At 71.7% G+C, this 25999-nt stretch carries 20 protein-coding genes and 1 pseudogene; 11 read left to right on the top strand and 10 right to left on the bottom strand.

Annotation, left to right across the window (positions count from 1 at the left end):
* Positions 1–26 precede the first annotated feature (26 nt).
* The gene (locus C3489_RS09955) at positions 27–848 is read left to right on the top strand and encodes a lysozyme (RefSeq protein WP_103781396.1); all 822 of its coding nucleotides are present in this window, start codon (positions 27–29) and stop codon (positions 846–848) included.
* Between the two features lie 88 nt (positions 849–936).
* On the opposite strand, the gene lon is transcribed toward C3489_RS09955, so the two are convergent.
* The 4 genes from lon to C3489_RS39820 all read right to left on the bottom strand — a co-directional run bounded on the left by lon (position 937) and on the right by C3489_RS39820 (position 8076).
* Positions 937–3366: an endopeptidase La gene (gene lon, locus C3489_RS09950; RefSeq protein WP_103781395.1), complete on the bottom strand. Its 2430-nt coding sequence runs from the start codon at positions 3364–3366 to the stop codon at positions 937–939.
* 247 nt (positions 3367–3613) lie between these two features.
* Positions 3614–4384: a rhomboid-like protein gene (locus C3489_RS09945; RefSeq protein ID WP_181139605.1), complete on the bottom strand. Its 771-nt coding sequence runs from the start codon at positions 4382–4384 to the stop codon at positions 3614–3616.
* A 90-nt stretch (positions 4385–4474) separates the two neighbouring features.
* Positions 4475–4870: a hypothetical protein gene (locus C3489_RS09935; protein ID WP_103781392.1), complete on the bottom strand. Its 396-nt coding sequence runs from the start codon at positions 4868–4870 to the stop codon at positions 4475–4477.
* A gap of 89 nt (positions 4871–4959) precedes the next feature.
* On the bottom strand, positions 4960–8076 hold the full coding sequence (locus C3489_RS39820; protein ID WP_103781391.1) for an AAA family ATPase: 3117 nt from the start codon (positions 8074–8076) through the stop codon (positions 4960–4962).
* Positions 8077–8214: 138 nt separating this feature from the next.
* Here C3489_RS39820 and C3489_RS09925 point away from each other — a divergent pair, with 138 nt between their 5' ends.
* The 5 genes from C3489_RS09925 (at position 8215) to C3489_RS09905 (ending at position 15253) form a co-directional block, all read left to right on the top strand.
* The gene (locus tag C3489_RS09925) at positions 8215–8892 is read left to right on the top strand and encodes a spermidine synthase (protein ID WP_103781390.1); all 678 of its coding nucleotides are present in this window, start codon (positions 8215–8217) and stop codon (positions 8890–8892) included.
* Positions 8893–9016: 124 nt separating this feature from the next.
* Positions 9017–9754, top strand: a complete 738-nt coding sequence (locus C3489_RS09920) for a response regulator transcription factor (protein WP_103781389.1) — start codon at positions 9017–9019, stop codon at positions 9752–9754.
* Positions 9751–10860, top strand: coding sequence for a cell wall metabolism sensor histidine kinase WalK (locus C3489_RS09915; protein ID WP_103781388.1), 1110 nt, complete (start codon positions 9751–9753; stop codon positions 10858–10860). Before C3489_RS09920 ends, C3489_RS09915 begins: the two co-directional genes overlap by 4 nt.
* Before the next feature lie 292 nt (positions 10861–11152).
* Positions 11153–14986, top strand: a complete 3834-nt coding sequence (locus C3489_RS09910; protein ID WP_103781417.1) for a multifunctional oxoglutarate decarboxylase/oxoglutarate dehydrogenase thiamine pyrophosphate-binding subunit/dihydrolipoyllysine-residue succinyltransferase subunit — start codon at positions 11153–11155, stop codon at positions 14984–14986.
* An 87-nt stretch (positions 14987–15073) separates the two neighbouring features.
* Entirely contained in the window at positions 15074–15253 is a 180-nt protein-coding gene (locus C3489_RS09905; RefSeq protein WP_003992906.1) for a DUF6104 family protein, read from the top strand.
* A 132-nt stretch (positions 15254–15385) separates the two neighbouring features.
* Here C3489_RS09905 and C3489_RS09900 read toward each other — a convergent pair whose 3' ends face one another.
* Positions 15386–16216: a hypothetical protein gene (locus tag C3489_RS09900; RefSeq protein WP_103781416.1), complete on the bottom strand. Its 831-nt coding sequence runs from the start codon at positions 16214–16216 to the stop codon at positions 15386–15388.
* Positions 16217–16354: 138 nt separating this feature from the next.
* On the opposite strand from C3489_RS09900, the gene C3489_RS09895 reads away from it, so the two are divergent.
* Entirely contained in the window at positions 16355–17308 is a 954-nt protein-coding gene (locus C3489_RS09895) for a DUF4097 family beta strand repeat-containing protein (protein WP_103781387.1), read from the top strand.
* 1 nt (position 17309) lies between these two features.
* Entirely contained in the window at positions 17310–18353 is a 1044-nt protein-coding gene (locus C3489_RS09890) for a PadR family transcriptional regulator (RefSeq protein ID WP_103781386.1), read from the top strand.
* A gap of 61 nt (positions 18354–18414) precedes the next feature.
* On the opposite strand, the gene C3489_RS09885 is transcribed toward C3489_RS09890, so the two are convergent.
* The 4 genes from C3489_RS09885 to C3489_RS09870 all read right to left on the bottom strand — a co-directional run bounded on the left by C3489_RS09885 (position 18415) and on the right by C3489_RS09870 (position 21714).
* Positions 18415–18981 (bottom strand): Clp protease N-terminal domain-containing protein, encoded by a 567-nt coding sequence (locus tag C3489_RS09885; RefSeq protein ID WP_103781385.1) that lies wholly within the window; start codon positions 18979–18981, stop codon positions 18415–18417.
* On the bottom strand, positions 18981–19190 hold the full coding sequence (locus C3489_RS09880; protein ID WP_103781384.1) for a helix-turn-helix domain-containing protein: 210 nt from the start codon (positions 19188–19190) through the stop codon (positions 18981–18983). The genes C3489_RS09885 and C3489_RS09880 overlap by 1 nt, the downstream gene beginning before the upstream one ends.
* A 122-nt stretch (positions 19191–19312) precedes the next feature.
* Positions 19313–20278 carry a zinc-binding dehydrogenase gene (locus C3489_RS09875; protein ID WP_103781383.1) on the bottom strand — a complete coding sequence of 322 codons (966 nt, stop codon included), beginning with the start codon at positions 20276–20278 and terminating at the stop codon, positions 19313–19315.
* 212 nt (positions 20279–20490) lie between these two features.
* The gene (locus tag C3489_RS09870; protein ID WP_103781382.1) at positions 20491–21714 is read right to left on the bottom strand and encodes an NADP-dependent malic enzyme; all 1224 of its coding nucleotides are present in this window, start codon (positions 21712–21714) and stop codon (positions 20491–20493) included.
* A 582-nt stretch (positions 21715–22296) separates the two neighbouring features.
* On the opposite strand from C3489_RS09870, the gene C3489_RS09865 reads away from it, so the two are divergent.
* From C3489_RS09865 to C3489_RS09855, 3 genes are all read left to right on the top strand, one after another.
* Positions 22297–23262 (top strand): ABC transporter substrate-binding protein, encoded by a 966-nt coding sequence (locus C3489_RS09865; RefSeq protein WP_103781381.1) that lies wholly within the window; start codon positions 22297–22299, stop codon positions 23260–23262.
* 35 nt (positions 23263–23297) lie between these two features.
* Complete coding sequence (locus C3489_RS09860) at positions 23298–24236, top strand: amino acid ABC transporter permease (RefSeq protein WP_103781380.1); 939 nt, start codon at positions 23298–23300, stop codon at positions 24234–24236.
* 86 nt (positions 24237–24322) lie between these two features.
* Complete coding sequence (locus tag C3489_RS09855) at positions 24323–25075, top strand: amino acid ABC transporter ATP-binding protein (protein ID WP_103781415.1); 753 nt, start codon at positions 24323–24325, stop codon at positions 25073–25075.
* Positions 25076–25131: 56 nt separating this feature from the next.
* Here the strand turns inward: C3489_RS09855 and C3489_RS09850 are convergent.
* Positions 25132–25948, bottom strand: a pseudogene (locus tag C3489_RS09850) (class I SAM-dependent methyltransferase).
* Positions 25949–25999: the final 51 nt, after the last annotated feature.

The raw sequence follows: 25999 nt of genomic DNA, 5'->3' as shown, positions 1-25999 counted from the left end.
CCCACCAACGCCCTCGGAGGCACGTCATGCCCGTGCACAGACCCGGTTCCGCACGCCGCCGCCTCGTCGCCTCGCTCGCGGCGGCCGGCCTCGCGGTCCTCTCCCTCGCCCTGCCCGCTTCCGCCCGGTCGGCCGACGTCCCCACACGCGGCTCCGCGTACATGGGCATGGGCGTCCTGGCCCACGACGGCCAGAGCGGCACGCCCAGCTCCGGTGACGCCACCCAGACGGAGGGCGTCGACGTCTCCGGGCACCAGGGCAACGTCGCCTGGTCCACGCTGTGGAACAGCGGCGTGAAATGGGCCTACGTCAAGGCCACCGAGGGGACGTACTACACGAACCCCTACTTCGCGCAGCAGTACAACGGCTCCTACAACATCGGCATGATCCGCGGCTCGTACCACTTCGCCACGCCCGACACCACCAGCGGCGCCACCCAGGCCAACTACTTCGTCGACCACGGCGGTGGCTGGTCCGGGGACGGCAAGACCCTGCCGGGCGCCCTCGACATCGAGTGGAACCCCTACGGCGCCGCCTGCTACGGCAAGACCCAGAGCGGCATGGTCACCTGGATCCGCGACTTCCTGAACCAGTACAAGGCCCGCACGGGCCGCGACGCGGTCATCTACACGGCCACGAGCTGGTGGACCCAGTGCACCGGCAACTACGGCGGCTTCGCGTCGTACAACCCGCTTTGGATCGCCCGCTACGCGAGCGACCCGGGCACGCTGCCGGCGGGATGGGCGTACTACACGATGTGGCAGTACACCTCCTCCGGCCCGACGGTCGGCGACCACGACAAGTTCAACGGGGCCTACGACCGGCTCCAGGCGCTCGCCCTGGGCTAGCGCCCGCCCCCGACGGCACCCGCACGCACGGCGAAGGCCCGGGTCTCCCTCACGGGACCCGGGCCCTGCCTTCATCCGGCAGCGTCCGTCACGCCGCCACCGGAACCTCCGGTGCCGCCTCGCTCGTAGCGGGGGCCAGCGCCAGTTCCAGGACCTGGCGGACGTCGGTCACGGCGTGGACGTCGAGCTTGTCCAGCACCTCGGCCGGGACGTCGTCCAGGTCGGGCTCGTTGCGCTTGGGGATGATCACGGTGGTCACCCCGGCGCGGTGGGCGGCGAGCAGCTTCTGCTTCACGCCGCCGATGGGCAGCACCCGGCCGGTCAGCGAGACCTCGCCGGTCATCGCCACGTCCGTGCGGACCAGACGGCCGGAGAGCAGGGACGCCAGGGCCGTCGTCATGGTGATGCCGGCGCTGGGGCCGTCCTTGGGGACCGCGCCCGCAGGGAAGTGGATGTGCACGCCCCGGTCCTTCAGGTCGCCGACGGGCAGCTCCAGTTCGGCGCCGTGGCTGCGCAGGAAGGACAGGGCGATCTGCGCGCTCTCCTTCATCACGTCGCCCAGCTGACCGGTCAGGGTCAGGCCGGCCGCGCCCGTCTCCGGGTCGGCCAGGGACGCCTCGACGTAGAGGACGTCACCGCCGGCGCCGGTCACCGCGAGACCGGTCGCCACGCCGGGGACGGCGGTGCGGCGCTCGGCCGGGTCCTGGGCGGACTCGGGCACGTGGTGCGGGCGGCCGATCAGGTCGCGCAGGTGGTCCGCGGTGACCGTGAACGGCAGCTCGCGTTCGCCCAGTTCGTGCTGGGCGGCCACCTTGCGCAGCAGCCGGGCGATGGAGCGCTCCAGGTTGCGCACGCCGGCCTCGCGGGTGTACTCGCCGGCCAGCTTGCGCAGGGCGCCCTCGTCGAGGGTGACCTCGTCCCGGCTCAGGCCGGAGCGCTCCAGCTGGCGGGGCAGCAGGTGGTCGCGGGCGATGACGACCTTCTCGTCCTCGGTGTAGCCGTCGAGGCGGACGATGTCCATGCGGTCGGCGAGCGCCTCGGGGATGGCCTCCAGGACGTTGGCGGTGGCCAGGAAGACCACGTCGGACAGGTCGAGCTCGACCTCCAGGTAGTGGTCGCGGAAGGTGTGGTTCTGTGCCGGGTCGAGGACTTCGAGGAGCGCCGCGGCCGGGTCGCCGCGGAAGTCCGAGCCCACCTTGTCGATCTCGTCGAGCAGGACGACCGGGTTCATGGAGCCGGCTTCCTTGATGGCCCGCACGATGCGGCCGGGCAGGGCGCCGACGTAGGTTCGGCGGTGGCCGCGGATCTCGGCCTCGTCGCGCACACCGCCGAGGGCGACGCGGACGAACTTGCGGCCCATGGCGTGGGCCACGGACTCGCCGAGGGACGTCTTCCCCACGCCGGGCGGGCCGACGAGCGCGAGGACGGCACCGCCGCGGCGGCCGCCCACGACACCGAGGCCGCGGTCGGCACGGCGCTTGCGGACGGCCAGGTACTCGGTGATGCGCTCCTTGACGTCGTTCAGGCCGGCGTGCTCGGCGTCCAGGACCTCCTTGGCGCCCTGGATGTCGTAGGCGTCCTCGGTGCGCTCGTTCCACGGCATCTCCAGGACCGTGTCGAGCCAGGTGCGGATCCAGGAGCCCTCGGGGGACTGGTCGGAGGCGCGCTCCAGCTTGTCGACCTCCTTGAGCGCGGCCTCGCGGACCTTCTCGGGCAGGTCGGCGGCCTCGACGCGGGCGCGGTAGTCGTCGGACTCCTCGCCCTCCTGCTCGCCGTTCAGCTCGCGCAGCTCCTTGCGGACGGCTTCCAGCTGGCGGCGCAGCAGGAACTCGCGCTGCTGCTTGTCGACGCCTTCCTGGACGTCCTTGGCGATGGTCTCGGCGACGTCCTGCTCCGCGAGGTGGTCGCGCAGCTGCTGGGTGGCCAGTCGGAGGCGGGCGACCGGGTCGGCGGTCTCCAGCAGTTCCACCTTCTGGGCGGTGGTGAGGAAGGGCGAGTAGCCGGAGTTGTCGGCGAGGGCGGAGACGTCGTCGATGGCCTGGACGCGGTCGACGACCTGCCAGGCACCGCGCTTCTTCAGCCAGCTGGTGGCGAGGGCCTTGTACTCCTTGACCAGTTCCTGGACGTGGCCGGGGACCGGGTCGGGGATCGTCTCGTCGATGGTCGTGCCCTCGACCCACAGCGCCGCACCGGGGCCTGTGGTGCCGGCGCCGATCTTGACGCGGCCGCGGCCGCGGATGAGGGCGCCGGGGTCGCCGTCGGCCAGCCGGCCGACCTGCTCGACCGTGCCGAGGACGCCGGTGGCGGCGTAGGTGCCGTCGACGCGGGGGACCAGGAGGACCTTGGGCTTGCCGGGCTGCGCGGCGGCGGTCTGGGAGCCGGCGGCGGCCTGGGCGGCCTCCACTGCGGCGCGTACCTCGGAGTCGCTCAGGTCCAGCGGGACCACCATGCCGGGCAGCACGACCTCGTCGTCGAGCGGCAGCACAGGCAGGGTGAGTGATGCGGACGTCGAAGCCATGATCTCCCCTTCGGCATTCAAGTTGAGTTGTATCGACTCAATGCTTGGGGAGTGGGGATTGTTCCTGGAGTTGTGTTCGCTGTCAGCGATCAAGGGACGCCTGCGGCGGCCCGTGCGGGTGGGTGGGTGGCTGGTCGCGCAGTTCCCCCGCGCCCCTTTAGTGCCTGCGGCGGCCCGTTGCTGTCGCGTCGTGGCGTGCGTAGCGCCTGCGGCCGGTTTTGAGTCGGGGCCGCGGTGGGGGGTGCGGCTACGTCGTGGTGTGCGTTGCGGTCCAGCGGCGTAGGTGGGGCCAGGTGGTGATGCCCAGGGTCAGGGCTATGGCGTGGCCCCAGCTGGTGAGGGGGTCGTAGAGGGAGAGGAGGTCCTGGCCGATGAGCGCGGCCACGCCGGTCAGCAGGGGCCAGCGCAGCCAGGGGCTCAGCAGTCCGGCCAGGGCGCCGACGCCGGTGGCCACGCCGAAGCTGATGCCGTAGTCCAGGCGGTGCAGTGAGGTGTCCGGAAGGCCGCCTGTGATCACCGCGAGTCCGACCGGCACCTCTGTCGCGAGTGTGGCGAGCACGTGGCCGCCCAGGAAGACGCCGGCCGTGCGCAGGGCGCCGATGCGTCGTTCCAGGGTGGTGAGGACAAGCAGGAAGCCGAGCGTGTACGGCGACAGGAGGCCGCCGGCGATCCACAGCGCGCTGGCGACGAGCACGAGCACCGGGTGCCGGGCGAGGTGTGCCACGTCGGTGCTGGAGCCCTGTTGCAGCGCCTGGACGACAGCGGGGTCGGCGTAGGCGGTGATGAGGGAGGTGAGGGCCAGGACTGCGGCGTAGGCGAAGGTGAACGGGGTTGTGGCGGGGGTGGGCAGGAGGTGCTTGGGGCGGGCGGTCCGTGTGGCCCGTGGGGTGCTCGGGGCCGGCCGCACGGTGGGTGTCGCTCCAGCGCCGGCGCGGCGGGGCTGGCTGGGCATGGCGTCCAGCAGGGGCGGGAGGGGCGCGTTCGGGGGCGGTGTGTCGGCCCTCTTGGTGCGTTCCAAGGCGCTCCTTCCGTCGCATCCCACCTTTCGCGTCCGGACCGCCCGCTGTCTGTGATCCACGCCACGCGGCTGTGGATTCTCAGCAATCTCTCACGGCCGCAGGAGTGTCACCTGGCGGGCGTGGGCGGCCTGGGTGGCCGGGGACCAGTCGCCCGTGCAGTAGATGGACGCCTCGCTGATCGCGCCGTCGCGGACCTCCGCGCGCATCAGTTCGCGGCAGTACCACTGGCCCTGGTCGTCCTCCCACTGCTCCTCGAACTCCAGGACCAGCCCGGTCGGGGTGGCGTCGACGCGGTGGCGCGGGACGGTGCCGAGGAAGGGGTGGCTGCGGCGGCGGGTGGCGACCAGTTCGTCCCGGCCGCGGGTCTGCAACCGCCACTCGGGCACGCTCAGGTCGAGCAGGACGTCGTCGGTGAACAGGCCCTCGGGTGCCGTGTTGGTCGTGAGGAAGCGCACGAAGAGGTCGGCGAGTTCCTTGGTGGTCATGGTGTTCCGCCTCCGGGTTGGGCCGTACGCCCGTCGTACGGCTTCATCCGGTAGGCGTGAGATCCGGCGGCACGGTGTGCGGGGCCCCCTCACAGCCGCCAGGGAGGGGGCTGCTCGGGCTGGTAGACGCACAGCGTCCCGGTCCGTACGGCGGTGTCGAGGTGACGGCCCAGTTCGGGGTGGACGGCGGCGACCCGGCGTACGGCGGCGTGGATGCGGGCGGTGACGGCGGTGCGGGCGCGTTCGGCGGGGGAACCGGAGCGGCGGACCCGCCCGCCGAGGCCGTAGGCGGCCGCCAGCTGGGCGACGAGCGCCTCCCGCTCCACGGCGACCCGCTCGGCCCGCAGCGCGTCCGCACGGGCGTCGGCCTCCTCGGCCTCCTGTTCCAGTTCGGCCAGTCGACGCCGGTAGGCGGTTCGGGCGACGGCGTCGAGGACCTCGCCGGTGTCTCCCTCGGCGTGCAGGCCCTCGGGGGCGGGCCCCGGGCGGGAGGGCGCGGCCGCCAGTTCGAGGGCCGGTACGGGTGTCCCCGGCCGCGCCAGCAGCACGGCCAGATCCCGCAGTCCCTTGCAGTCCGGCACCCGGACGTCCCGTCCGCCGTACCGGAGGTGCCAGAGGGAGCCCTCGCGGAGGAAGAGGGGCGGGGTGGCCGCCGGCGGCCTGGCGGGTTCGGGGAGTTCGCGGTGGATGCGGTCCGTGAGGGCCACCGCCCCGGCCTGTTCGCACGCGCGCAGGGCGCGGGCGCGGTGGGCGTCGGCGGCCCGGCGGTCGTCCAGGGCCGTGGCCAGCAGTGCCAGGTGGCACTCGACCGGGCCGCGTACCGCCGCGCCGATGCCCTCCACGACCCACAGGCCGGCGTACGGGGCGAGCAGGGTGCGGAGTTCGGCTGCCGCCGGGTGCGTGCCCAGGTGGCCCACCGTCTCCGCGGCCTGGGCGATCATCGGCAGCCACTCGCTGTCGCGGGCGGCCCCGCCGAGCCGGGGTGCCACCGCCGACAGCCGGCGCGCGGCCTCCTCGTTGCGGCCCGACTGCGCCGCGAGCAGCGCGAGCGTGACGCGCGGCCACAGTCCGGGCAGCCGGTCCAGCGGCGGCATCCTCGCCAGGAGCCGGTCCAGCGCCGCGCGGTCGCCGGTCTCGGTGCACAGGCACCAGCGCTGGGTGCCGGCGAGCAGCGCGGCGTTGGCGCTGCCGGCCGCGCGCCCGGCCGCCTCGGTCTCGTCGAGTGCGGCGGCGCAGTCGTCGTACCGGCCCTCCATCAGGGCCCGCGCCCCGCGCCACAGCGGCACGTACCAGGCGTACAGCGGTCGCCGCAGGGGTCGTACGGCCGTCTCGTAGGCGAGTGCCTCGGTGTCCGCCTCGGCGAACGCCCCGGTCTCCAGCAGGGCGAGCAGGCGGTGGCGGCGGCCGAGGAGTTCGAGGACGGGGTCGGGCAGGGTGCGGGCGACGGCGACGATCTCGGCGGACCGGGCGAGCCGGTCGTGGCAGTGGTCGGGGCCGGGGCGGGCGTCGCACAGTGCGGCCAGCGCCGGTCCGAGGGTCGCCGGGTCCCCGGTGGCGCGGGCTTCGCGGACCGCCTCCTCGGCGTGTGCGAGGCGCTGCGCCTCGCTCTCCACCAGGGCGGAGGCGAGGGAGAGGCGGGCGGTGACGGCGGCGCGCAGCGCGCTGGGGGCGGGGTCGGCGGCGAGGGCGGCGCGGGCCTCGGTGAGCAGGTCCAGCTGCTCGCGGTCGGCGAGGTCGATCTCGAAACCGACGGGGCCGGTGCCCAGGCCGAGGGCGGCGCGGGCGAGCAGGTCGGGGCGGCCGGCCTCCCGGGCGAGCCGCGCGGCCCGCAGCAGTGCCGCCCGGGCCGCCTCCCACTGGCCTGCCCCGAAGCGGGCGGCTCCGAGCCCGATCAGGACCTCGGTGAGGGTGGCGCTGTCCTCGGTGAGGCACTCCGCCGCCCGCTCGTACCAGCGCGCCGCGTCCTCGTAGGCGTACAGGCGCTCGGCCTGGCGGGCGGCCTGGTGGGCGTAGGCGGCGGTCTCCGTCTCGTGGCCGGGGCCGGAGCGCAGGAGGTGGTGGGCGATCTCGGCGGGGGCGGCGTCGCGGGCGTGAGCGGCCAGGACGTGGGCGGCGGTGCGGTGCAGGGCCGCGCGTTCGCCGGGCGTGAGGGTGGCGTGGACGGCATCGCGCAGGAGGTCGTGGCGGAAGGCGCCGCGGTCGGCCTTCGGGGAGGCGGTCAGGCCGGCGCCCGCGGACTCGGCGAGCAGCGCCCGCGCCTCGGCCAGGCGTACGCCCGCGGTCTCGGCCAGGGTGTCCAGCCGGAAGCGGGTGCCGAGGACGGAGGCGGCTGCCAGCAGGTGCGCGGCGCCCGGGCTCAGCTCGGCGAGCCGTGCGGCGACCGCGGCCCGTACGGCAACCGAGGGTTCCCTGTCCGGTTCGGCGGTCGTGCGCAGGTCGTACCCCGCCTCCGCGTCCCAGCCGCCCGCCCGCAGCAGCTCCGTGACGAAGAAGGCCTCCCCGCCGGTGCGCCGCGCCAGGGAGCGGACGGCTTCCGGGGGCGCGGTCGCGCCGGTGGCCGCTGCCATGAGCGCGGCGACGTCCGTCTCCGGCAGCGGGCCCAGCGGCAGGGTGCGCCCGCGGCGCAGCAGCTGGGCGCGGGCCCACTCGCGCTCGCGCCAGGCGGCGTCGTCGTCGCGGGCGGTGGCGAGGAGCAGCACGGGCGCACCGCGGGCGGCGTCGGCGGTCTCCAGCAGCAGCCGCAGGGAGGAGGAGTCGGCGGCGTGGACGTCGTCGAGGACCAGCAGCAGGGGGCGCGGGGCTGCGGCCGTCGTCAGAAGTTCGGCGACGTCGCCGGTGAGCCGCAGCCGGGCCGTCTCGGGGTCCGCGCCGCGCAGGGCGTCGGCGGTGGCGCCGGAGAGGAGGGCCCGCAGCGGCGGGGAGGTCCCGGCCAGGGTGCCGCACCGCTCGTCGTGCGTGGCGAGCGGGCGCAGGAGGCGTGCCCAGGGCCGGAAGGCGGTCGTGGCGGTCTCCGGCGGGCACCAGCTCCACAGGGTGCGCAGGCCGTCCGCGCGGGCGGCGGCCTCCTCGGCGGTGCGGGTCTTGCCGGCGCCGGCCGGCCCGGTCAGCGTGACGAGCCCGCCCCGTCCGGCGGCGGTCCGCTCCACCGCGCGGCGCAGTTCCAGCAGCACGTCCGCGCGTCCCACGAACGGGTACTCCGCGACCACGGTTCACCGTCCTTCGGCGCGGCGGGCAGTCCCGGCCCGCTTTCCGAGCGTAGGCGCGTGGCCGCACCCCGGCGAGCGTGGGGCCCGCCTCCGGTAATTCCCGTTCCCGTCAAGCCGCGTTCGTGCAGGATGTGCTCCATGGCCACGATGTACGACAGTCCCGAGGTGCTGGACCGGCGTGAGGGTCCGTACGGCGAGGTCGTGCTGCGCCGGCACGGTGCGGTGCTGCAGATCATCGCCAACGGGTGCTTCCTGATGGACACGTCCGACGGCCGCAGCGAGCGGCTGCTGGTCGACGCCGCGCTGGAGGCGCTCGGGGACCGGGAGGCGCCGCATGTGCTGATCGGCGGGCTCGGCGTCGGCTTCTCGCTGGCGCATGCGGCTGCGAATTCGCGGTGGGGGCGGATCACCGTGGTGGAAAGGGAGCCCGCGGTCATCGACTGGCATCGCGACGGCCCGCTCGGCGAGCTGTCCCGCGAGGCGCTGGCCGATCCGCGCACCGAGATCGTGCAGGAAGACCTGGTCACCTACGTCAATGAGACATACGCCACGTTCGACGCCCTGTGCCTGGACATCGACAACGGCCCCGGCTGGACCGTCACGGAGGGCAATGACGGACTGTACTCACCGGCCGGACTGGCAAGCTGCGCAAGGGTGTTGAGGCCCGGCGGGGTGCTCGCGGTGTGGTCGGCGAAGCCGTCCGGGGATTTCGAAGAAACCTTGGGGAATGTCGGGTTCCAGCAGGTGCGTACGGAAGAGATCCCCGTTGCCCGAGGAGTTCCCGACGTGGTGCACCTCGGGATCCGACCTGAATAGCAAAGCCGTGGTGACTCCCCGTACGCTGCTTCCCTGACGCGGATCATTCAAGCGTCAATCGCAGTCACGCGCAGGCCAAGGGATCACCCCACTGATTCCGGAAAGCACACTTCAGGGGCGGGCGATGGAGCAGACACACACCTCCCAGAGCGGCACGACGGCGACCCCCGGCGCGCAGCGGCGGGTCCTGGTCGTCGAGGACGATCCGACGATCGTCGACGCCATCGCGGCCCGCCTGCGCGCCGAGGGGTTCCTCGTGCAAACGGCGGGTGACGGTCCGGCGGCCGTCGACACCGCGGAGGCCTGGCAGCCCGATCTGCTGATCCTCGACATCATGCTGCCCGGGTTCGACGGGCTGGAGGTCTGCCGGCGGGTGCAGGCGCAGCGGCCGGTTCCGGTGCTGATGCTCACCGCCCGCGACGACGAGACCGACATGCTGGTCGGGCTCGGGGTCGGGGCCGACGACTACATGACCAAGCCGTTCTCGATGCGGGAGCTGGCGGCACGCGTGCATGTGCTGCTGCGCCGGGTGGAGCGGGCCGCGCTGGCCGCCGCGACGCCGCGCAGCGGTGTCATGCGCCTGGGCGAGCTGGAGATCGACCACGCCCAGCGCCGGGTGCGGGTGAAGTCGGAGGACGTCCATCTGACGCCCACCGAGTTCGACCTGCTGGTGTGCCTGGCGAACACCCCGCGCGCGGTGCTCTCCCGTGAGCAGCTGCTGGCGGAGGTGTGGGACTGGGCGGACGCCTCGGGCACCCGCACGGTCGACAGCCACATCAAGGCGCTGCGCCGGAAGATCGGCGCGGAGCGGATCCGTACCGTGCACGGTGTGGGCTACGCGCTGGAGACGCCGACGCCATGAGCGACGGGCGGCCGGCCGCACGACGGAGTCCCGGGGATCCCTGGGGCGGCGTACGCCCGTTCTCGATCAAGACCAAGCTGGGTGCGCTGGTCGTCATCTCGGTGCTGATCACCACGGGACTGATGATGATCGCCCTGCGCACCCAGACCGAGCTGCGGTTCATCACGGTCTTCTCGATGATCGCCACGCTGCTGATCACGCAGTTCGTGGCGCATTCGCTGACCGCGCCGCTGGACGAGATGAACACCGTGGCCCGGTCCATCTCGCAGGGCGACTACACGCGCCGGGTGCGCGAGAGCCGCCGGGACGAGCTGGGCGATCTGGCCCAGACGATCAATGTGATGGCGGACGAGCTGGAGGCGCAGGACCGCCAGCGCAAGGAGCTGGTGGCGAACGTCTCGCACGAGCTGCGCACCCCGATCGCGGGGCTGCGCGCGGTGCTGGAGAACATCGTCGACGGCGTGACCGAGGCCGACCCGGAGACCATGCGCACGGCGCTGAAGCAGACCGAGCGGCTGGGCCGGCTGGTGGAGACGCTGCTGGACCTGTCCCGGCTGGACAACGGCGTCGTACCGCTGAAGAAGCGCCGGTTCGAGGTGTGGCCGTATCTGTCCGGGGTGCTGAAGGAGGCCAACATGGTCGCCTCGGCGCGCGCGGGCATCGCCTCCGGTTCGGGCAGTCACACCCGGGCCGACGTCCATCTGCACCTGGACGTCTTCCCGTCCGACCTGACCGGGCACGCCGATCCGGAGCGCATCCACCAGGTGGTCGCCAACCTGATCGACAACGCGGTCAAGCACAGCCCGCCGCACGGCCGGGTCACGGTCAGGGCGCGGCGCGGGGCGACGCCCGGCTCGCTGGAGCTGGAGGTCCTGGACGAGGGGCCGGGCATTCCGAAGTCGGAGTGGCACCGGGTCTTCGAGCGGTTCAACCGTGGCGTGGTGGCGCGGCCGCACGGCCCGGGCAGCGACGGCGGCACCGGGCTGGGCCTGGCGATCGCGCGCTGGGCCGTGGACCTGCACGGGGGCCGCATCGGGGTGGCCGAATCCGAGCGGGGTTGCCGGATTCTTGTCACTCTTCCAGGAGAGCCAACCGTCCAAAGTTGACGTAGGGTTCGAAGCGGAGCCTCAAGATCCACGAGCGTCCGCGCCGACGGACACGTGTGATCAGGCACAGGCCCCGCACGCAGCGCGTGCCGGGCCTTCGTCGCCGTACCCCGGCACGCCTCTCTCACACCGGAACCACGCTTGTTTCCCGCCATTTCAAGCCCCGAAACACGGGCTGAGATGTGACTTACGCGACGATGAACGGGCCTGACCTGACCTTCACCCTCAGGGAGGCGTAGCCTTTATTCCCGCTGTCCATCACCTTGTGAAGCGGAAGAGGGCGGTTGCCGCCGTGTCGCCACAGTCCCCCAGTAACGCATCGAGCGCACCTACGACCGACGCCGACCAAGCGGGAAAGAACCCCGCTGCCGCGTTCGGTCCCAATGAGTGGCTCGTCGACGAGATCTATCAGCAGTACCTCCAGGACCCGAATTCGGTAGACCGTGCCTGGTGGGACTTCTTCGCCGACTACAAGCCGGGGGCGGCAGGAGCCCCGGTTGCGTCGGGTACCGCGGCCGCGGGGGCCGCGCAGACCCCCACCACGACGCCCACCCCGGCCCCCCAGGCCGCCGCGCCGGCCGCTCCGGCGCCCAGTGCCGCTCCGGCTCCCGCGGCTGCGAAGCCCGCGGCCGCCCCGGTTCCGGCCCCCGCCCCCGCCCCCGCGGCGCAGGCCGCCCCCGCCCAGGCTCAGCCGGCGCGTCCCGCACAGGCGCCCGCTCAGCCGAAGGCCAAGGCGGAGCCCGCCAAGGAGGCCCCGGCCGGTCCGGAGCTCGTGACGCTGCGCGGTCCGTCCGCCGCGGTCGCGAAGAACATGGACGCCTCGCTGGAGGTGCCGACCGCCACCTCGGTCCGCGCCGTCCCGGTGAAGCTGCTCTTCGACAACCGCATCGTCATCAACAACCACCTCAAGCGCGCCCGGGGCGGGAAGATCTCCTTCACGCACCTCATCGGGTACGCGATGGTGCAGGCCATCAAGGCCATGCCGTCGATGAACTGGTCCTACCAGCTCAAGGACGGCAAGCCGACCCTGGTCAAGCCGGAGCACATCAACCTGGGCCTGGCCATCGACCTGGTCAAGCCCAACGGTGACCGCCAGCTCGTCGTCGCGGCGATCAAGAAGGCCGAGACGCTGAACTTCTTCGAGTTCTGGCAGGCCTACGAGGACATCGTCCGTCGCGCCCGCGACAACAAGCTGACGATGGACGACTTCACCGGCGTCACGGTCTCCCTGACCAACCCCGGTGGCCTCGGCACCGTCCACTCCGTGCCGCGTCTGATGCCCGGCCAGTCCGTGATCATGGGCGTCGGCTCCATGGACTACCCGGCGGAGTTCCAGGGCACCAGCCAGGACACCCTGAACAAGCTCGGCATCTCGAAGGTCATGACGCTCACGTCGACCTACGACCACCGGGTCATCCAGGGCGCCGCCTCCGGCGAGTTCCTGCGCGTCGTCGCGAACCTGCTGCTCGGCGAGAACGGCTTCTACGACGACATCTTCGAGGCGCTGCGCATCCCCTACGAGCCGGTCCGCTGGCTCAAGGACATCGACGCCAGCCACGACGACGACGTCACCAAGGCCGCCCGCGTCTTCGAGCTGATCCACTCCTACCGGGTCCGCGGCCACGTCATGGCCGACACCGACCCGCTGGAGTACAAGCAGCGCAAGCACCCCGACCTGGACATCGTCGAGCACGGCCTCACCCTGTGGGACCTGGAGCGCGAGTTCGCCGTCGGCGGCTTCGCCGGCAAGTCGATGATGAAGCTGCGCGACATCCTCGGCGTGCTGCGCGACTCGTACTGCCGCACCACCGGCATCGAGTTCATGCACATCCAGGACCCCAAGCAGCGCAAGTGGATCCAGGACCGCGTGGAGCGCCCGCACTCCAAGATGGAGCGCGAGGAGCAGCTGCGCATCCTGCGCCGCCTGAACGCCGCCGAGGCCTTCGAGACGTTCCTGCAGACCAAGTACGTCGGCCAGAAGCGCTTCTCGCTGGAGGGCGGCGAGTCCGTCATCCCGCTGCTGGACGCGGTCATCGACTCCGCGGCCGAGTCGCGCCTGGACGAGGTCGTCATCGGCATGGCCCACCGCGGCCGCCTGAACGTGCTCGCCAACATCGTCGGCAAGTCGTACGCGCAGATCTTCCGCGAGTTCGAGGGCAACCTCGACCCGAAGTCGATGCACGGCTCCGGCGACGTGAAGTACCACCTGGGCGCCGAGGGCACCTTCACCGGTCTCGACGGCGAGCAGATCAAGGTCTCCCTGGTCGCCAACCCCTCCCACCTGGAGGCGGTCGACCCGGTCCTGGAGGGCGTCGCCCGCGCCAAGCAGGACATCATCAACAAGGGCGGCACGGACTTCACCGTCCTGCCGGTGGCGATCCACGGCGACGCGGCCTTCGCGGGCCAGGGCGTGGTGGCCGAGACCCTGAACATGTCGCAGCTGCGCGGCTACCGCACCGGCGGCACGGTCCACATCGTCATCAACAACCAGGTCGGCTTCACCGCCGCCCCGGAGTCCTCGCGTTCCTCCATGTACGCGACGGACGTGGCCCGCATGATCGAGGCCCCGATCTTCCACGTGAACGGCGACGACCCCGAGGCCGTCGTGCGTGTTGCCCGTCTGGCCTTCGAGTTCCGCCAGGCGTTCAACAAGGACGTGGTGATCGACCTCATCTGCTACCGCCGCCGCGGTCACAACGAGTCGGACAACCCGGCCTTCACCCAGCCGCTGATGTACGACCTGATCGACAAGAAGCGCTCGGTGCGCAAGCTGTACACCGAGTCCCTCATCGGTCGCGGCGACATCACCCTGGAAGAGGCCGAGCAGGCGCTGCAGGACTACCAGGGCCAGCTGGAGAAGGTCTTCACCGAGGTCCGCGAGGCCACCGCGCAGCCGGCCGGCGTCGACGCCACGCCCCCGCAGGACGGCTTCCCGGTCGCCGTGCCGACCGCGGTGTCCACCGAGGTCGTCAAGCGGATCGCCGAGTCCCAGGTCAACATCCCGGACAACATCACCGTCCACCCGCGTCTGCAGCCGCAGCTGCAGCGCCGGGCGGCGATGGTCGAGGACGGCACCATCGACTGGGGCATGGGCGAGACCCTCGCCATCGGCTCGCTGCTGCTGGAGGGCACCCCGGTCCGGCTCGCCGGCCAGGACTCCCAGCGCGGCACCTTCGGCCAGCGCCACGCGGTCATCATCGACCGCAGCACCGGTGAGGAGTACACGCCGCTGCAGTACCTGGCCGAGGACCAGGCGCGGCTGAACGTCTACAACTCCCTGCTGTCCGAGTACGCCGCGATGGGCTTCGAGTACGGTTACTCGCTGGCCCGCCCGAACGCGCTCGTGATGTGGGAGGCCCAGTTCGGCGACTTCGTCAACGGCGCCCAGACGGTCGTGGACGAGTTCATCTCCTCCGCCGAGCAGAAGTGGGGCCAGACGTCCGGCGTCGTCCTGCTGCTGCCGCACGGCTACGAGGGCCAGGGCCCGGACCACTCCTCGGCCCGCCCGGAGCGGTTCCTGCAGCTGTGCGCGCAGAACAACATGACGGTCGCCATGCCGACGTCGCCGGCGAACTACTTCCACCTCCTGCGGTGGCAGGTGCACAACCCGCACCACAAGCCGCTGGTCGTCTTCACCCCGAAGTCGATGCTGCGCCTGAAGGCCGCCGCGTCGAAGGCGGAGGACTTCACCAGCGGTCAGTTCCAGCCGGTCATCGGTGACTCCTCGGTCGACCCGAACGCGGTCCGCAAGGTCGTCTTCTGCTCCGGCAAGGTCTACTACGACCTCGACGCCGAGCGGCAGAAGCGGGGCGTCACGGACACCGCGATCATCCGCCTTGAGCGCCTGTACCCGCTGCCGGGTGCCGAGCTCCAGGCCGAGATCGCCAAGTACCCGAACGCCGAGAAGTACCTGTGGGCCCAGGAGGAGCCGGCCAACCAGGGCGCCTGGCCGTTCATCGCCCTGAACCTGATCGACCACCTCGACCTGGCGGTCGGCGCGGACATCCCGGCCGGCGAGCGCCTGCGCCGCATCTCGCGCCCGCACGGCTCGTCCCCTGCCGTCGGTTCCGCGAAGCGGCACCAGGCGGAGCAGGAGCAGCTCGTGCGCGAGGTGTTCGAGGCGTAACCGCACCCGCGGGTCGTACGTGACCGGGCCGCATCCCCTGCTCAGGGGGTGCGGCCCGGCCGTTTGCGCGCACTTATCCTTGACCTCATGTACTTCACCGACCGTGGCATCGAAGAACTGGAGAAACGGCGCGGCGAGGAGGAGGTCACCTTCGAGTGGCTCGCCGAGCAGCTGCGGACCTTCGTCGACCTGAACCCGGACTTCGAGGTCCCGGTGGAACGCCTGGCCACGTGGCTGGCGCGGCTGGACGACGAGGACGACGAGTAGTCGAGGACCGCCGTCGGCGATCACGGGCGCCTTCGGGCGCCCTTTGCCGTGTTCCGGGTCGTGTCGTACGGCGTTCCGGGTCGTGTCGTACGCGTTCCGGGTCGTGTCGTACGGGAGGAGGGCCGCGGCCGCTCAGTCGCGCGGGTGCGTCACCGCGTACGCCAGCCCGAGCAGCCCGTGGGCCAGCAGCAGCGCCCCCGCCGCCGTCCAGCCGGCGCTGCGGCGTCGCAGGCCCCACAGGGCGAGCGGGAGGCCGCTCGCGAGCTGGGCGGCGGCCAGGGCGCGGGCCTGCGGCGTGAGGGTCCAGGGCAGCCAGGGGGCGAGGGCGGCGCGCTCGACGGCGTCGAGTTCCGCGCGCAGCGTCTGGCGCAGGCCGTGGGTGCGCCGTACGTCGGTGTGGTGCAGGGCGGCCTCGCGCAGCCGGCCAGTGGGGGCGCCGGGGGTGACGCCGGGCGGCAGGGTGACGCCGGCGCGGGTGAGGACCGCGAGCAGGCCGCGCAGCCGGGCGTGGGCGTCGGCGGCCGGGTCGGGGCGGGTGAGGTGGTCCAGGGCCTGCACGTCCAGGACCGGGTCGAGGCCGAGCCGGGCGGCGAAGGTGCGCATCGCCTCGTCCTCGCCGGCCGCGGTGCCGTTGGCGAGCCAGGTGTAGCCGACGGGGCGGCGGAAGCCGGCGGCGAGGGTGTAGCCGGCGCGGTCGGCGTCCCACCACAGGGCGAGGACGGGCCAGGGCGCGGCGACGGCGAGGGCGGTGGCCCAGCCGGTGAGGACCCGGTCGACGGGTTCGCCACCGTTCTGCCAGGGCCGTCCCTCGGGCACGAGGACGCTCCAGCCGTCCCCGGCGCCGGTGAGCAGCATGTGGTCGCGCAGCAGGTGGGCGAGGGGCGCGACGGCGGCGGGCTCGGCCCGGCACAGCAGCAGCGCGCCGGCTCGCGACCGGTCGCCGTGGGCGTCTTCCGTCGGCATGGTCACACGCTAGGACAGCCCGCCCCCGCCGGCCTGTCCTGATCACCAGAACGAGTGTCTTGACTTCCCCGGCCCGCGATATATCGTGAGTCACGTAATACGCGATATGGCGTGTCGAGGAGGTCGAGGAGGTCTCCCATGTCCGAGTGGTCCGTCGCAGAGCCGACGAAGCTCACGTTCGACGAGCCCGTGAGCGAGCTCCACGTACGCGTCGTCAACGGAACGGTGAACGTCGTGGGCACGGACGAGGGTTCCGCCCTCCTGGAGATCTCCGAGCTTCAGGGCCCACCCCTGCTGGTCACCCAGCAGGGCGGCACGCTGACGGTGGCGTACGAGGACCTGCCCTGGAAGGGCTTCCTGAAGTGGCTGGACCGCAAGGGCAGGCGGCGCAGCGCCGTCGTCTCCCTGGCCGTCCCGGCGCGCACGCGCGTGGAGGTGGGGGTGGTCGGCGCCGCCGCCACGGTCTCCGGGATCGACGGCCGCGCCGAGGTCAAGGGCGTCACCGGGGACACCACGCTGGTCGGCCTCGGCGGCCCGGTGCGCGCCGACACGGTCTCCGGCAGCGTGGAGGCCCAGGCCCTGCGCGGCGAGCTGCGCTTCCACTCCGTCTCCGGGGACCTGACCGTGGTGGACGGTTCCGGTTCCGCGGTACGGGCGGACTCGGTGAGCGGTTCGATGATCGTGGACCTCGACCCCGCCGCCCACCCCACCGACGTCAATCTGACCAGCGTCTCGGGCGAGATCGCCATCCGTCTGCCGCACCCGGCGGACACGGAGGTGGAGGCGCACACCGCCAGCGGCTCGGTCTCCAACGCCTTCGAGGACCTGCGGGTCAGCGGCCAGTGGGGCGCCAAGCGGATCACCGGCCGGCTCGGCACGGGCAGCGGCCGGCTGAAGGCGACCACCGTCTCCGGCTCCATCGCCCTGCTGCGCCGGCCCCCGTCGGAGGACGAGCCGTGGGAGCCCGGACCGCGGGACGAGGCCCCGCCCACAGGCACCGGCACCGGTTCGGGGGACAATTCCGTTTCCGGCCCGGGCGAGGGTGACAACGGCGCCCCGGCCGACGGCACGACCGACAAGAAGGTGCTCTGACATGCCTCCCGTCTTCGCCCACGGCCGCCTCCGCCTGTATCTGCTGAAGCTCCTGGACGAGGCGCCGCGCCACGGCTACGAGGTGATCCGCCTGCTGGAGGAGCGCTTCCAGGGGCTGTACGCGCCGTCGGCCGGCACGGTCTACCCGCGTCTGGCGAAGCTGGAGGCCGAGGGCCTGGTCACCCACACCACCGAGGGCGGCCGCAAGGTGTACGCCATCACGGACGCCGGCCGCGCCGAACTGGCCGACCGCAGCGGTGAACTGGCCGATCTGGAGCTGGAGATCCGCGAGTCGGTGGCCGAACTGGCCGCCGAGATCCGCGCCGACGTGCGCGGCGCCGCGGGCGACCTGCGCCGGCAGATGCGGGAGGCGGCGAGCCGGGCGCGGCGCGGTCCGGCGGGCCGCGCGGACGGCGCCGCGGCGCCGTCCCCGGACTTCACCGACGCGGCCGACAGCGAGGCGTGGCGTGCCGCCAAGGAGGAGATGCGCCGCGTCAAGCAGGAGTGGAAGGAACAGGCCAGGCGGGCCAAGGACGAGAGCCGCCGGGCCCGCGAGGAGGCCCAGCGTGCCCGGCGCCAGGCCAAGGAGGCCCAGGAGCGGGCCCGCGTCCAGGCGCAGGAGGAGCTGCAGCGCATCGCACGCCGGGTGCAGGAGCAGGTGCAGGACCACTTCGCGCGCGGCGACTGGCCTACGGGTGTGAAGGAGGGCCTGACCGAACTGGCCAAGGAGTTCGGCGACTTCGGGAGGGATTTCGGCAAGGACTTCGGCCGGGGGCGCCCCGCTTCCGACCGGGTCCGCCCGGAGCCGGAGTACGGACAGACGCCGGAGGACTTCCCGGCCGTCTACGAACCCTCCTGGGCCCACGAGGCACCCACCGGCGACCCCGCCCGCGATCTGGAGCGGCTGCTGGACCGCTTCCGTGACGACGTCCGCGACGCGGCCCGGGACCACGGCGTCGACGCCGACCAGCTGCGCGACGCCCGCCGCCATCTGTCGAGGGCGGCCGCCCACATCGGAGCGATACTGCGCACCCCGAAGGCGTGAACGCGGCCCGGTGCCGGGGCCGGCCGCCCGCTCAGCCGGCCTTGGCCTCTCCCCCGCCCGCTCAGCCGGCCTTGGCCTGACCCCCGCCGTACAGCACGCGGGTCAGGGACGCGTAGGTGACGCCGTGGTCGGCGAGCACCTCGGCCGCCACGCCCGGCAGGACGGTGAGCGCCAGCAGCAGGTGCTCGTCACCGATGCGCCGGTCGCGATGGGCCACGGCCATGCGCAGCGACTTCTCCAGCACGTCCTTGGCCTCCCGGCTGAAGCTCGGCCGCCCGCCGGCCCACCAGCGACCGTCCCCGCGGTCACCGGACATGGCCCCGACCCCGTGCGCTTCCTCCACCCGGGCCACGATCTCCGAGACATCGATCCCCAGCCCGGCCAGCGCGTCCGTGTCGGCCCGGGTCAGCCCGGCACGCCGCCGCGCCTCCCCGACCGCCCGCCGCACCGGCTCCCGCCACTGATCGACCCCCAGCGCGGCGAGCGCGAACGACCCCCGGCTGCCCTGCCGGTCGAGCAGGGCGAGCAGCAGATACCCGGCATCGACGCTCCGCGCCCCCTCCCCCGCCGCTTGGGCGACGGCGCCCTGGACCACTTCCCGGGCGTCCTTCGTGAACCGTTCGAACATCAACGCCTCCCGTACTTCTTGTGCACGGCCTGCCTGCTCACCCCGAGCTCCGCGGCGATCTCCTGCCACGACCAGCCCTGATTGCGGGCGCTGCGCACCTGCACCGCCTCCAGTTGCTCCAGCACCCGGCGCAACGCGGCGACGGCCCGCAGCCCGACCCGCGGATCGCGGTCTCCCGCCCGCTCGGCGAGATCTGTCGCTTCGGTCATGATGTCAACTTACGTTGACACGCAGCCGATGTCAACGATGGTTGACACATGGGGCACGGAAAAGGCGGGCCCGGACCCCGGACCCGCCTCAACTCACGCTCCCGTCACGGGAGTCGGCCGTCTCACGAGTTGGTGAGCACGACCTTCCCGAACAGCTCGCCGGACTCCATCCGCTCGAAGCCCTCCCGCGCCCGGTCCATCGGCAGCACCTCGTCGATGACCGGCCGCACCCCGGTGGCCGCGCAGAACGAGAGCAGATCCTCCAGCTCGTCCTTGGTCCCCATGGTCGACCCGACGACCTTCAGCTCCAGGAAGAAGATCCGGGTCAGCTCCGCGTGCGAGGGCCGGTCCCCGCTGGTGGCGCCGGAGATCACGAGCGTGCCGCCGGGCCGCAGGGACTTGACCGAGTGCGACCAGGTCGCGGCGCCCACGGTCTCGATCACCGCGTCCACCCGCTGCGGCAGCCGCGCCCCCGACTCGACGGCCTCCACGGCACCCAGCTCCAGCGCCCGCTTGCGCTTGGCCTCGTCGCGGCTGGTCGCGAAGACGCGCAGACCCGCCGCCTTGCCGAGCACGATCGCCGCGGTGGCGACACCGCCGCCGGCGCCCTGCACCAGCACGGAGTCACCGGGCCGTACACCGGCGTTGGTGAACAGCATCCGGTAGGCCGTCAGCCATGCCGTGGGCAGACAGGCCGCCTCCTCGAAGGACAGCTCCTTCGGCTTCGGCAGGACGTTCCACGTCGGGACGGCCACCTGCTCGGCGAAGGTCCCCTGGTACCGCTCGGTCAGGATCGACCGGGGCTCCCGGGGGCCGACGCCGTGGCCGCTCTGGCCGATCACGGAGTGCAGGACGACCTCGTTGCCGTCCTCGTCGACACCGGCGGCGTCGCAGCCGAGGATCATCGGCAGCTTGTCCTCTGCGAGGCCCACGCCGCGCAGGGACCACAGGTCGTGGTGGTTGAGGGAGGCGGCCTTGACGTTGACGGTGCTCCAGCCGGGGCGGGCCTCGGGGGCCGGGCGCTCCCCCAACTCCAGGCCGTTCAGCGGCTGGTCGCGGTCGATTCGGGCGGCGTAGACAGCGAACATGAAGCCGACGATAGGTTCCCGACGGCCCCGTTGGAACCAGGGCGCCCTGTGACACACACCCTCTTGCGCCCCACCGGGCGGCCGACTCAAGGGCACTGAACACCCCAGGTCAATGGGGAACGCCCCGCGACCACCCAGTCGGGCTAAACAACCCCCACCAAAAAATGACCCCGCCCACTCGGACGGGGTCATTCGGCTGAGGCCGAGCACGGTCAGCGCCGCGCCACACCCTCCGCCCGAGCGGCAGCGGCGACCGCCGCCGTGACGGCCGGGGCGACCCGCTCGTCGAAGGGCGAGGGGATGACGTAGTCGGCCGCGAGGTCGTCGCCGACCACCGCCGCCAGCGCCTCCGCCGCCGCGATCTTCATGCCCTCGGTGATGCGGGTGGCCCGCACCTGCAGCGCGCCCGCGAAGATACCCGGGAACGCGAGCACGTTGTTGATCTGGTTCGGGAAGTCGGAGCGACCGGTGGCCACGACCGCCGCGTACTTGTGCGCGACGTCCGGGTGAACCTCCGGGTTCGGGTTGGCCATGGCGAACACGAACGCGCCCTCGGCCATGGAGGCCACGGCCTCCTCCGGCACCGTGCCGCCGGAGACGCCGATGAACACGTCGGCCCCGGCCAGCGCGTCCTCCAGGGACCCGGTCAGCCCGGCCTTGTTCGTGAAGGAGGCCAGCTCGCGCTTGACCTGCGTCAGGTCGTCCCGGTCGGCGGAGACGACGCCCTTGCGGTCGGTGACGGCCACGTCCCCGATGCCGGCCTCGACCAGCATCTTGGCGATGGCGACACCGGCCGCGCCGGCACCGGAGATCACGGCGCGCAGCTGCCCGATCTCGCGTCCGCTCAGCCGGGCGGCGTTGCGCAGCGCGGCCAGCGTCACGACGGCCGTGCCGTGCTGGTCGTCGTGGAAGATCGGGATGTCGAGCTTCTCCTGGAGCTTGCGCTCGATCTCGAAGCACCGCGGCGCCGAGATGTCCTCCAGGTTCACGCCGCCGAAGGACGGGGCGAGGCGCACGACGGTCTCGACGATCTCGTCGACGTCGGTGCAGTCGAGCGCGATCGGCACCGCGTCGACGCCACCGAACTGCTTGAAGAGGATCGCCTTGCCCTCCATGACCGGAAGGGAGGCTTCGGGCCCGATGTCGCCGAGGCCCAGCACGGCCGTGCCGTCGGTCACCACGGCGACGACGGACGACTTCCAGGTGTAGTCGTTGACCAGATCCGGCTGCTCCGCGATCGCGGTGCACACGCGCGCGACGCCGGGGGTGTACGCGAGGGACAGGTCGTCCTTGTCACGGATCGGCACGGTGGCCTGCACGGCCATCTTGCCGCCGCGGTGCAGGGCGAACGCCGGATCGAAGGAATCGAGGGGCTCCGCACCGCCCTCCTGATCCGTTTTGCTCTCGCTGCGAGGATTGACGATCTCCGCTGCCACTTTCTCTTTACCCCTTAAGTATTCATGGTTTGAGGGTTTGGACCGCCCCTGGTGAGGGGCGGGCGGGCACCGCGTACGGCCCGATTTGACTGATGCGTACGGGCACCTACGCGACGGACGCGCCGCACACGCGTCCTGAGCCCCGGATGAGGGGTGTAAAGAACCTTCTTACCTGACGGACGGTGCCGCCGACGAGTCCATACCGCGAAGGTCACACGTCGGTCGCGCGACGTGACATCACTCATGACCGAATATGGGGACAAGGTCTGGACAAATGGTCAAGCAGCACTCAAGCGGGCGTGAACGCGCTCCCACGGCTGCCCGGATACTGAGACCGGCTGAAGATCTTCCGGCCGGAAGCGCTGATTCCCGTAGAAGGTCCGGTCATGATGTACCGGAGTGATGTGGTTCGGGTGTCGCCCGTTATCCGATTTTGACATGGCGAGTCACCTGAATGACGGAGTCCGAATGGCAAGATGCCGTAATCACACGAGGTCGCGACACCCGAAGGTGTGTGTTCTCGTCGACCTATCGGCACTGCCGTGACCATCGGCACCAACCGTCCCGCCGGAGGAACCCACGATGACCGCAAGCTCCACCCGTCGTACCACCGCCGCGCACTCCCGGCTAGCAGCGGTCGGTGCGATCGCGGTCGCAGGCGCACTGCTGCTCACCGGTTGCGGTGACCAGACCAAGAAGGAAAGCGGTTCCGAGAGCAGCGGCTCGGCCTCCACCACCACGGCCCCGCTCGCGGACAAGCTGCCCCAGGCCATTCGTGACAAGGGTGTCATCAAGGTCGGTTCGGACATCGCCTACGCTCCGGTCGAGTTCCGGGACAGCTCCGGCAAGACGGCGGGTATCGACCCCGACATCGCCGACGCGCTGGGCAAGCAGCTCGGCGTGAAGTTCCAGTTCGAGAACGGCACCTTCGACACCCTCATCACCGGTCTGCGCTCCAAGCGGTACGACATCGCCATGTCCGCGATGACCGACACCAAGGACCGCCAGGAGGGCATCGACGCCGACACCGGCAAGAAGGTCGGCGAGGGCGTCGACTTCGTCGACTACTTCACCGCCGGTGTCTCGATCTACACGCAGAAGGGCAAGGACCAGGGCATCAAGTCCTGGGCCGACCTGTGTGGCAAGAAGATCGTGGTGCAGCGCGGCACGACCTCCGAGGACCTCGCCAAGGCCGAGGCGAAGAAGTGCCCGGCGGGCAAGACGCTGTCCATCGAGGCGTTCGACACCGACCAGCAGGCACAGACCCGTCTGCGGGCCGGCGGCGCCAACGCCGGATCCTCGGACTTCCCGGTCGCCGCCTACGCCGTGAAGACCTCCGGCGGCGGCAACGACTTCCAGATCGTCGGCGACCAGGTCGAGGCCGCCCCGTACGGCATCGCCGTCGCCAAGAGCAGCACCCAGCTGCGTGACGCCCTGAAGGCCGCGGTCGACGCGATCATCAAGAACGGCGAGTACCAGAAGATCCTCGAAAAGTGGGGCGTCACGGCCGGTGCCGTGAACGAGGCCGTCATCAACGGTGGCAAGTGACCGCTCGTACCTGCGGGCACTGAAAGGCAGCACCCGTGACTGTTGACATCGACAAGACGACGGAACCGGCGGCCACCCCGCCGGCCGGCCCGGAAGCCATCAAGGCCATTCCGGTCCGTCACTACGGGCGGTACGTCTCCGCCGTCATCGCGCTCGCCCTGCTGGGCGGCATCATCTACGCGTTCTCCCAGGGCAAGATCAACTGGGGCGCGATCCCGGACTACTTCTTCAACGACCGAGTGCTCAGCGGTGTGGGCAACACCCTGCTGCTGACGGTCCTGTCCATGCTGATCGGCGTGGTCGGCGGCATCGTGCTCGCGGTGATGCGGCTGTCGAAGAACCCGGTGACCTCGTCGATCGCGTGGTTCTACATCTGGTTCTTCCGGGGCACCCCGGTGCTGGTCCAGCTGATCGTCTGGTTCAACCTGGGCCTGGTCTTCGAGTACATCAACCTCGGGCCGATCTACAAGGACGAGTGGTCGGACTTCATGACCCCGTTCCTGACCGCGCTGCTCGGCCTCGGCCTCAACGAGGCCGCGTACATGGCCGAGATCTGCCGCGCCGGTCTGCTCGCGGTCGACGAGGGCCAGACGGAGGCGGCGCACGCGCTGGGCATGAGCCACAGCAAGACGCTGCGCCGGATCGTCATCCCGCAGGCGATGCGCGTGATCGTGCCGCCGACGGGCAACGAGGTCATCAACATGCTGAAGACGACCTCGCTGGTCTCGGTCGTCCAGTACTCCGAGTTGCTGCGCGTCGCGCAGGACATCGGCCAGACCTCCGGCGCCCCGGCCGAGATGCTGTTCCTCGCCGCCGCCTGGTACCTGCTGCTGACCTCGGTGTTCAGCGTCGGCCAGTACTACCTGGAGCGCTACTACGCCCGCGGCTCCACGCGCCAGCTGCCGGCGACGCCCTGGCAGAAGATCAGGAAGAACGTGCTCTCCCTGTCCGGCCGGAAGGGGGCCACGGCATGACTGACAAGACCGCGAAGCCGGTGCAGACCGACAAGACGACGGAGCCCGCGAAGGCGGACGCCGCGCCGAAGAGGTCCACCGTCCCGATGGTGAAGGCCGAGGGCGTCCACAAGAGCTTCGGCGCCGTCGAGGTGCTCACGGGCATCGACCTGGAGGTCAAGCAGGGCGAGGTGTTCTGCCTGATCGGCCCCTCGGGTTCCGGCAAGTCGACCTTCCTGCGGTGCATCAACCACCTGGAGAAGATCAACGCCGGGCGGCTGTACGTCGACGGCGAGCTGGTCGGCTACCGCCAGAAGGGCGACAAGCTGTACGAGCTCAAGGACAGCGAGGTCGCGCGCAAGCGCCGGGACATCGGCATGGTGTTCCAGCGGTTCAACCTCTTCCCGCACATGACGGCCGTCGAGAACGTCATGGAAGCGCCGATGCAGGTCAAGGGCACCAGCAAGACGCAGGCGCGGGAGCGCGCCATGCAGCTGCTGGAGCGCGTCGGCCTGGCCGACAAGGCGCGCAACTACCCCTCGCAGCTGTCCGGTGGCCAGCAGCAGCGTGTGGCGATCGCCCGCGCGCTGGCGATGGACCCCAAGCTGATGCTGTTCGACGAGCCGACCTCGGCGCTGGACCCCGAGCTCGTGGGTGACGTCCTGGACGTCATGCGGGACCTGGCCGAGTCGGGCATGACGATGGTCGTCGTCACGCACGAGATGGGCTTCGCCCGCGAGGTGGGCGACAGCCTGGTCTTCATGGACGGCGGCGTGGTGGTCGAGTCCGGCCACCCGCGCGAGGTCCTGACCAACCCGCAGCACGAGCGGACGAAGTCCTTCCTGTCCAAGGTGCTGTAGAAACGCCCGAAAGGGGCGGTACGGCCTGGCCGTACCGCCCCTTTCGCTGTTCCTGGCTACCTCAGCGCCAGCAGCAGCGTGTCACTCGCGACGCCCAGACGGGCCGCGCCTCCTCGAACCCCTGCTCGCGCAGCACGCGCGCGTGCCATGCCGCCGAGGGCATCTCGCCGTCGGCGTGGACGCCGTAGATCTCGAAGCGGCGGGCCGTGGGACCGGCGAGGACGGGGTCCTTGGCGGCCAGGGCCCACCACTCCGCCCAGTCCAGCGCTCCGGCGCGCATGGCCTGATCCATGCGGGCGCGGCGCCGGATCTCCTCCGCCGCGTTGATCCGGGGCGTGGTGTCGTCGATCATGTGGTCCGCGTTGAGGAAGACTCCGCCGTGCCGGACCAGGCCGGCGAGCCGCCCGTAGAGCGTGCGCAGGGGTTCCTTGCGCAGCCAGTGCAGGGCGGTCGCGGTCAGCACGGCGTCGTAGGTGTCGTACGGCAGTCGCGCGGGCCAGTCCGGGTCGGTGAGGTCGGCCTCGACGAGGGTGACGCGGTCGTCCCCGGCGAAAGTGCCGCGGGCGATGGTGAGCAGGGCGGGGTCGAGGTCGATCCCGGTGCTGACGGCCTTCGGGAAGCGACTCAGCAGGCGGGCGGTGATGCTGCCGGTGCCGCAGGCGAGGTCGAGGACGCGGGGCTCGGAACCGCAGAAGGCCTCGACCTCCCCCATAGCCTTAAGGGCATGGGGGGACCCCCATCCAGCATGACGCGGAAGCGGTCCTCACGGTCGGGCATGTACCACTCCTGCCGGCGGTCCCAGCTCTCCTGCCAGGCCCGCCAGTCGGTGCCGAAGGCGGTGGACGTCGTTGGGGTGGTAGAGGTGTCCGTCATCGCTGCCCCTCCGTCACGGGATGACCGTAATACCCTGGAACCACGACCGGC

Origin of the sequence: Streptomyces sp. Ru71 (genome assembly GCF_002920535.1) — a bacterium.
In the GTDB taxonomy this organism is placed as follows: Bacteria; Actinomycetota; Actinomycetes; order Streptomycetales; family Streptomycetaceae; genus Streptomyces.
This window is presented reverse-complemented; position numbering and strand designations above follow the sequence as displayed.

Excerpts from the sequence above, each read along its gene's own strand:
- C3489_RS09875 (WP_103781383.1), bottom strand. The coding sequence starts at position 20,278 with ATGTTCGCTGTCTACGCCGCCCGAATCGACCGCGACCAGCCGCTGAAC.
- C3489_RS09880 (WP_103781384.1), bottom strand. The coding sequence starts at position 19,190 with ATGACCGAAGCGACAGATCTCGCCGAGCGGGCGGGAGACCGCGATCCG.
- C3489_RS09920 (WP_103781389.1), top strand. The coding sequence starts at position 9,017 with ATGGAGCAGACACACACCTCCCAGAGCGGCACGACGGCGACCCCCGGC.
- C3489_RS09935 (WP_103781392.1), bottom strand. The coding sequence starts at position 4,870 with ATGACCACCAAGGAACTCGCCGACCTCTTCGTGCGCTTCCTCACGACC.
- C3489_RS09855 (WP_103781415.1), top strand. The coding sequence starts at position 24,323 with ATGGTGAAGGCCGAGGGCGTCCACAAGAGCTTCGGCGCCGTCGAGGTG.
- C3489_RS09905 (WP_003992906.1), top strand. The coding sequence starts at position 15,074 with ATGTACTTCACCGACCGTGGCATCGAAGAACTGGAGAAACGGCGCGGC.
- C3489_RS09925 (WP_103781390.1), top strand. The coding sequence starts at position 8,215 with ATGGCCACGATGTACGACAGTCCCGAGGTGCTGGACCGGCGTGAGGGT.
- C3489_RS09900 (WP_103781416.1), bottom strand. The coding sequence starts at position 16,216 with ATGCCGACGGAAGACGCCCACGGCGACCGGTCGCGAGCCGGCGCGCTG.
- C3489_RS09865 (WP_103781381.1), top strand. The coding sequence starts at position 22,297 with ATGACCGCAAGCTCCACCCGTCGTACCACCGCCGCGCACTCCCGGCTA.
- C3489_RS09890 (WP_103781386.1), top strand. The coding sequence starts at position 17,310 with ATGCCTCCCGTCTTCGCCCACGGCCGCCTCCGCCTGTATCTGCTGAAG.
- C3489_RS09955 (WP_103781396.1), top strand. The coding sequence starts at position 27 with ATGCCCGTGCACAGACCCGGTTCCGCACGCCGCCGCCTCGTCGCCTCG.
- lon (WP_103781395.1), bottom strand. The coding sequence starts at position 3,366 with ATGGCTTCGACGTCCGCATCACTCACCCTGCCTGTGCTGCCGCTCGAC.
- C3489_RS09915 (WP_103781388.1), top strand. The coding sequence starts at position 9,751 with ATGAGCGACGGGCGGCCGGCCGCACGACGGAGTCCCGGGGATCCCTGG.
- C3489_RS09885 (WP_103781385.1), bottom strand. The coding sequence starts at position 18,981 with ATGTTCGAACGGTTCACGAAGGACGCCCGGGAAGTGGTCCAGGGCGCC.
- C3489_RS09895 (WP_103781387.1), top strand. The coding sequence starts at position 16,355 with ATGTCCGAGTGGTCCGTCGCAGAGCCGACGAAGCTCACGTTCGACGAG.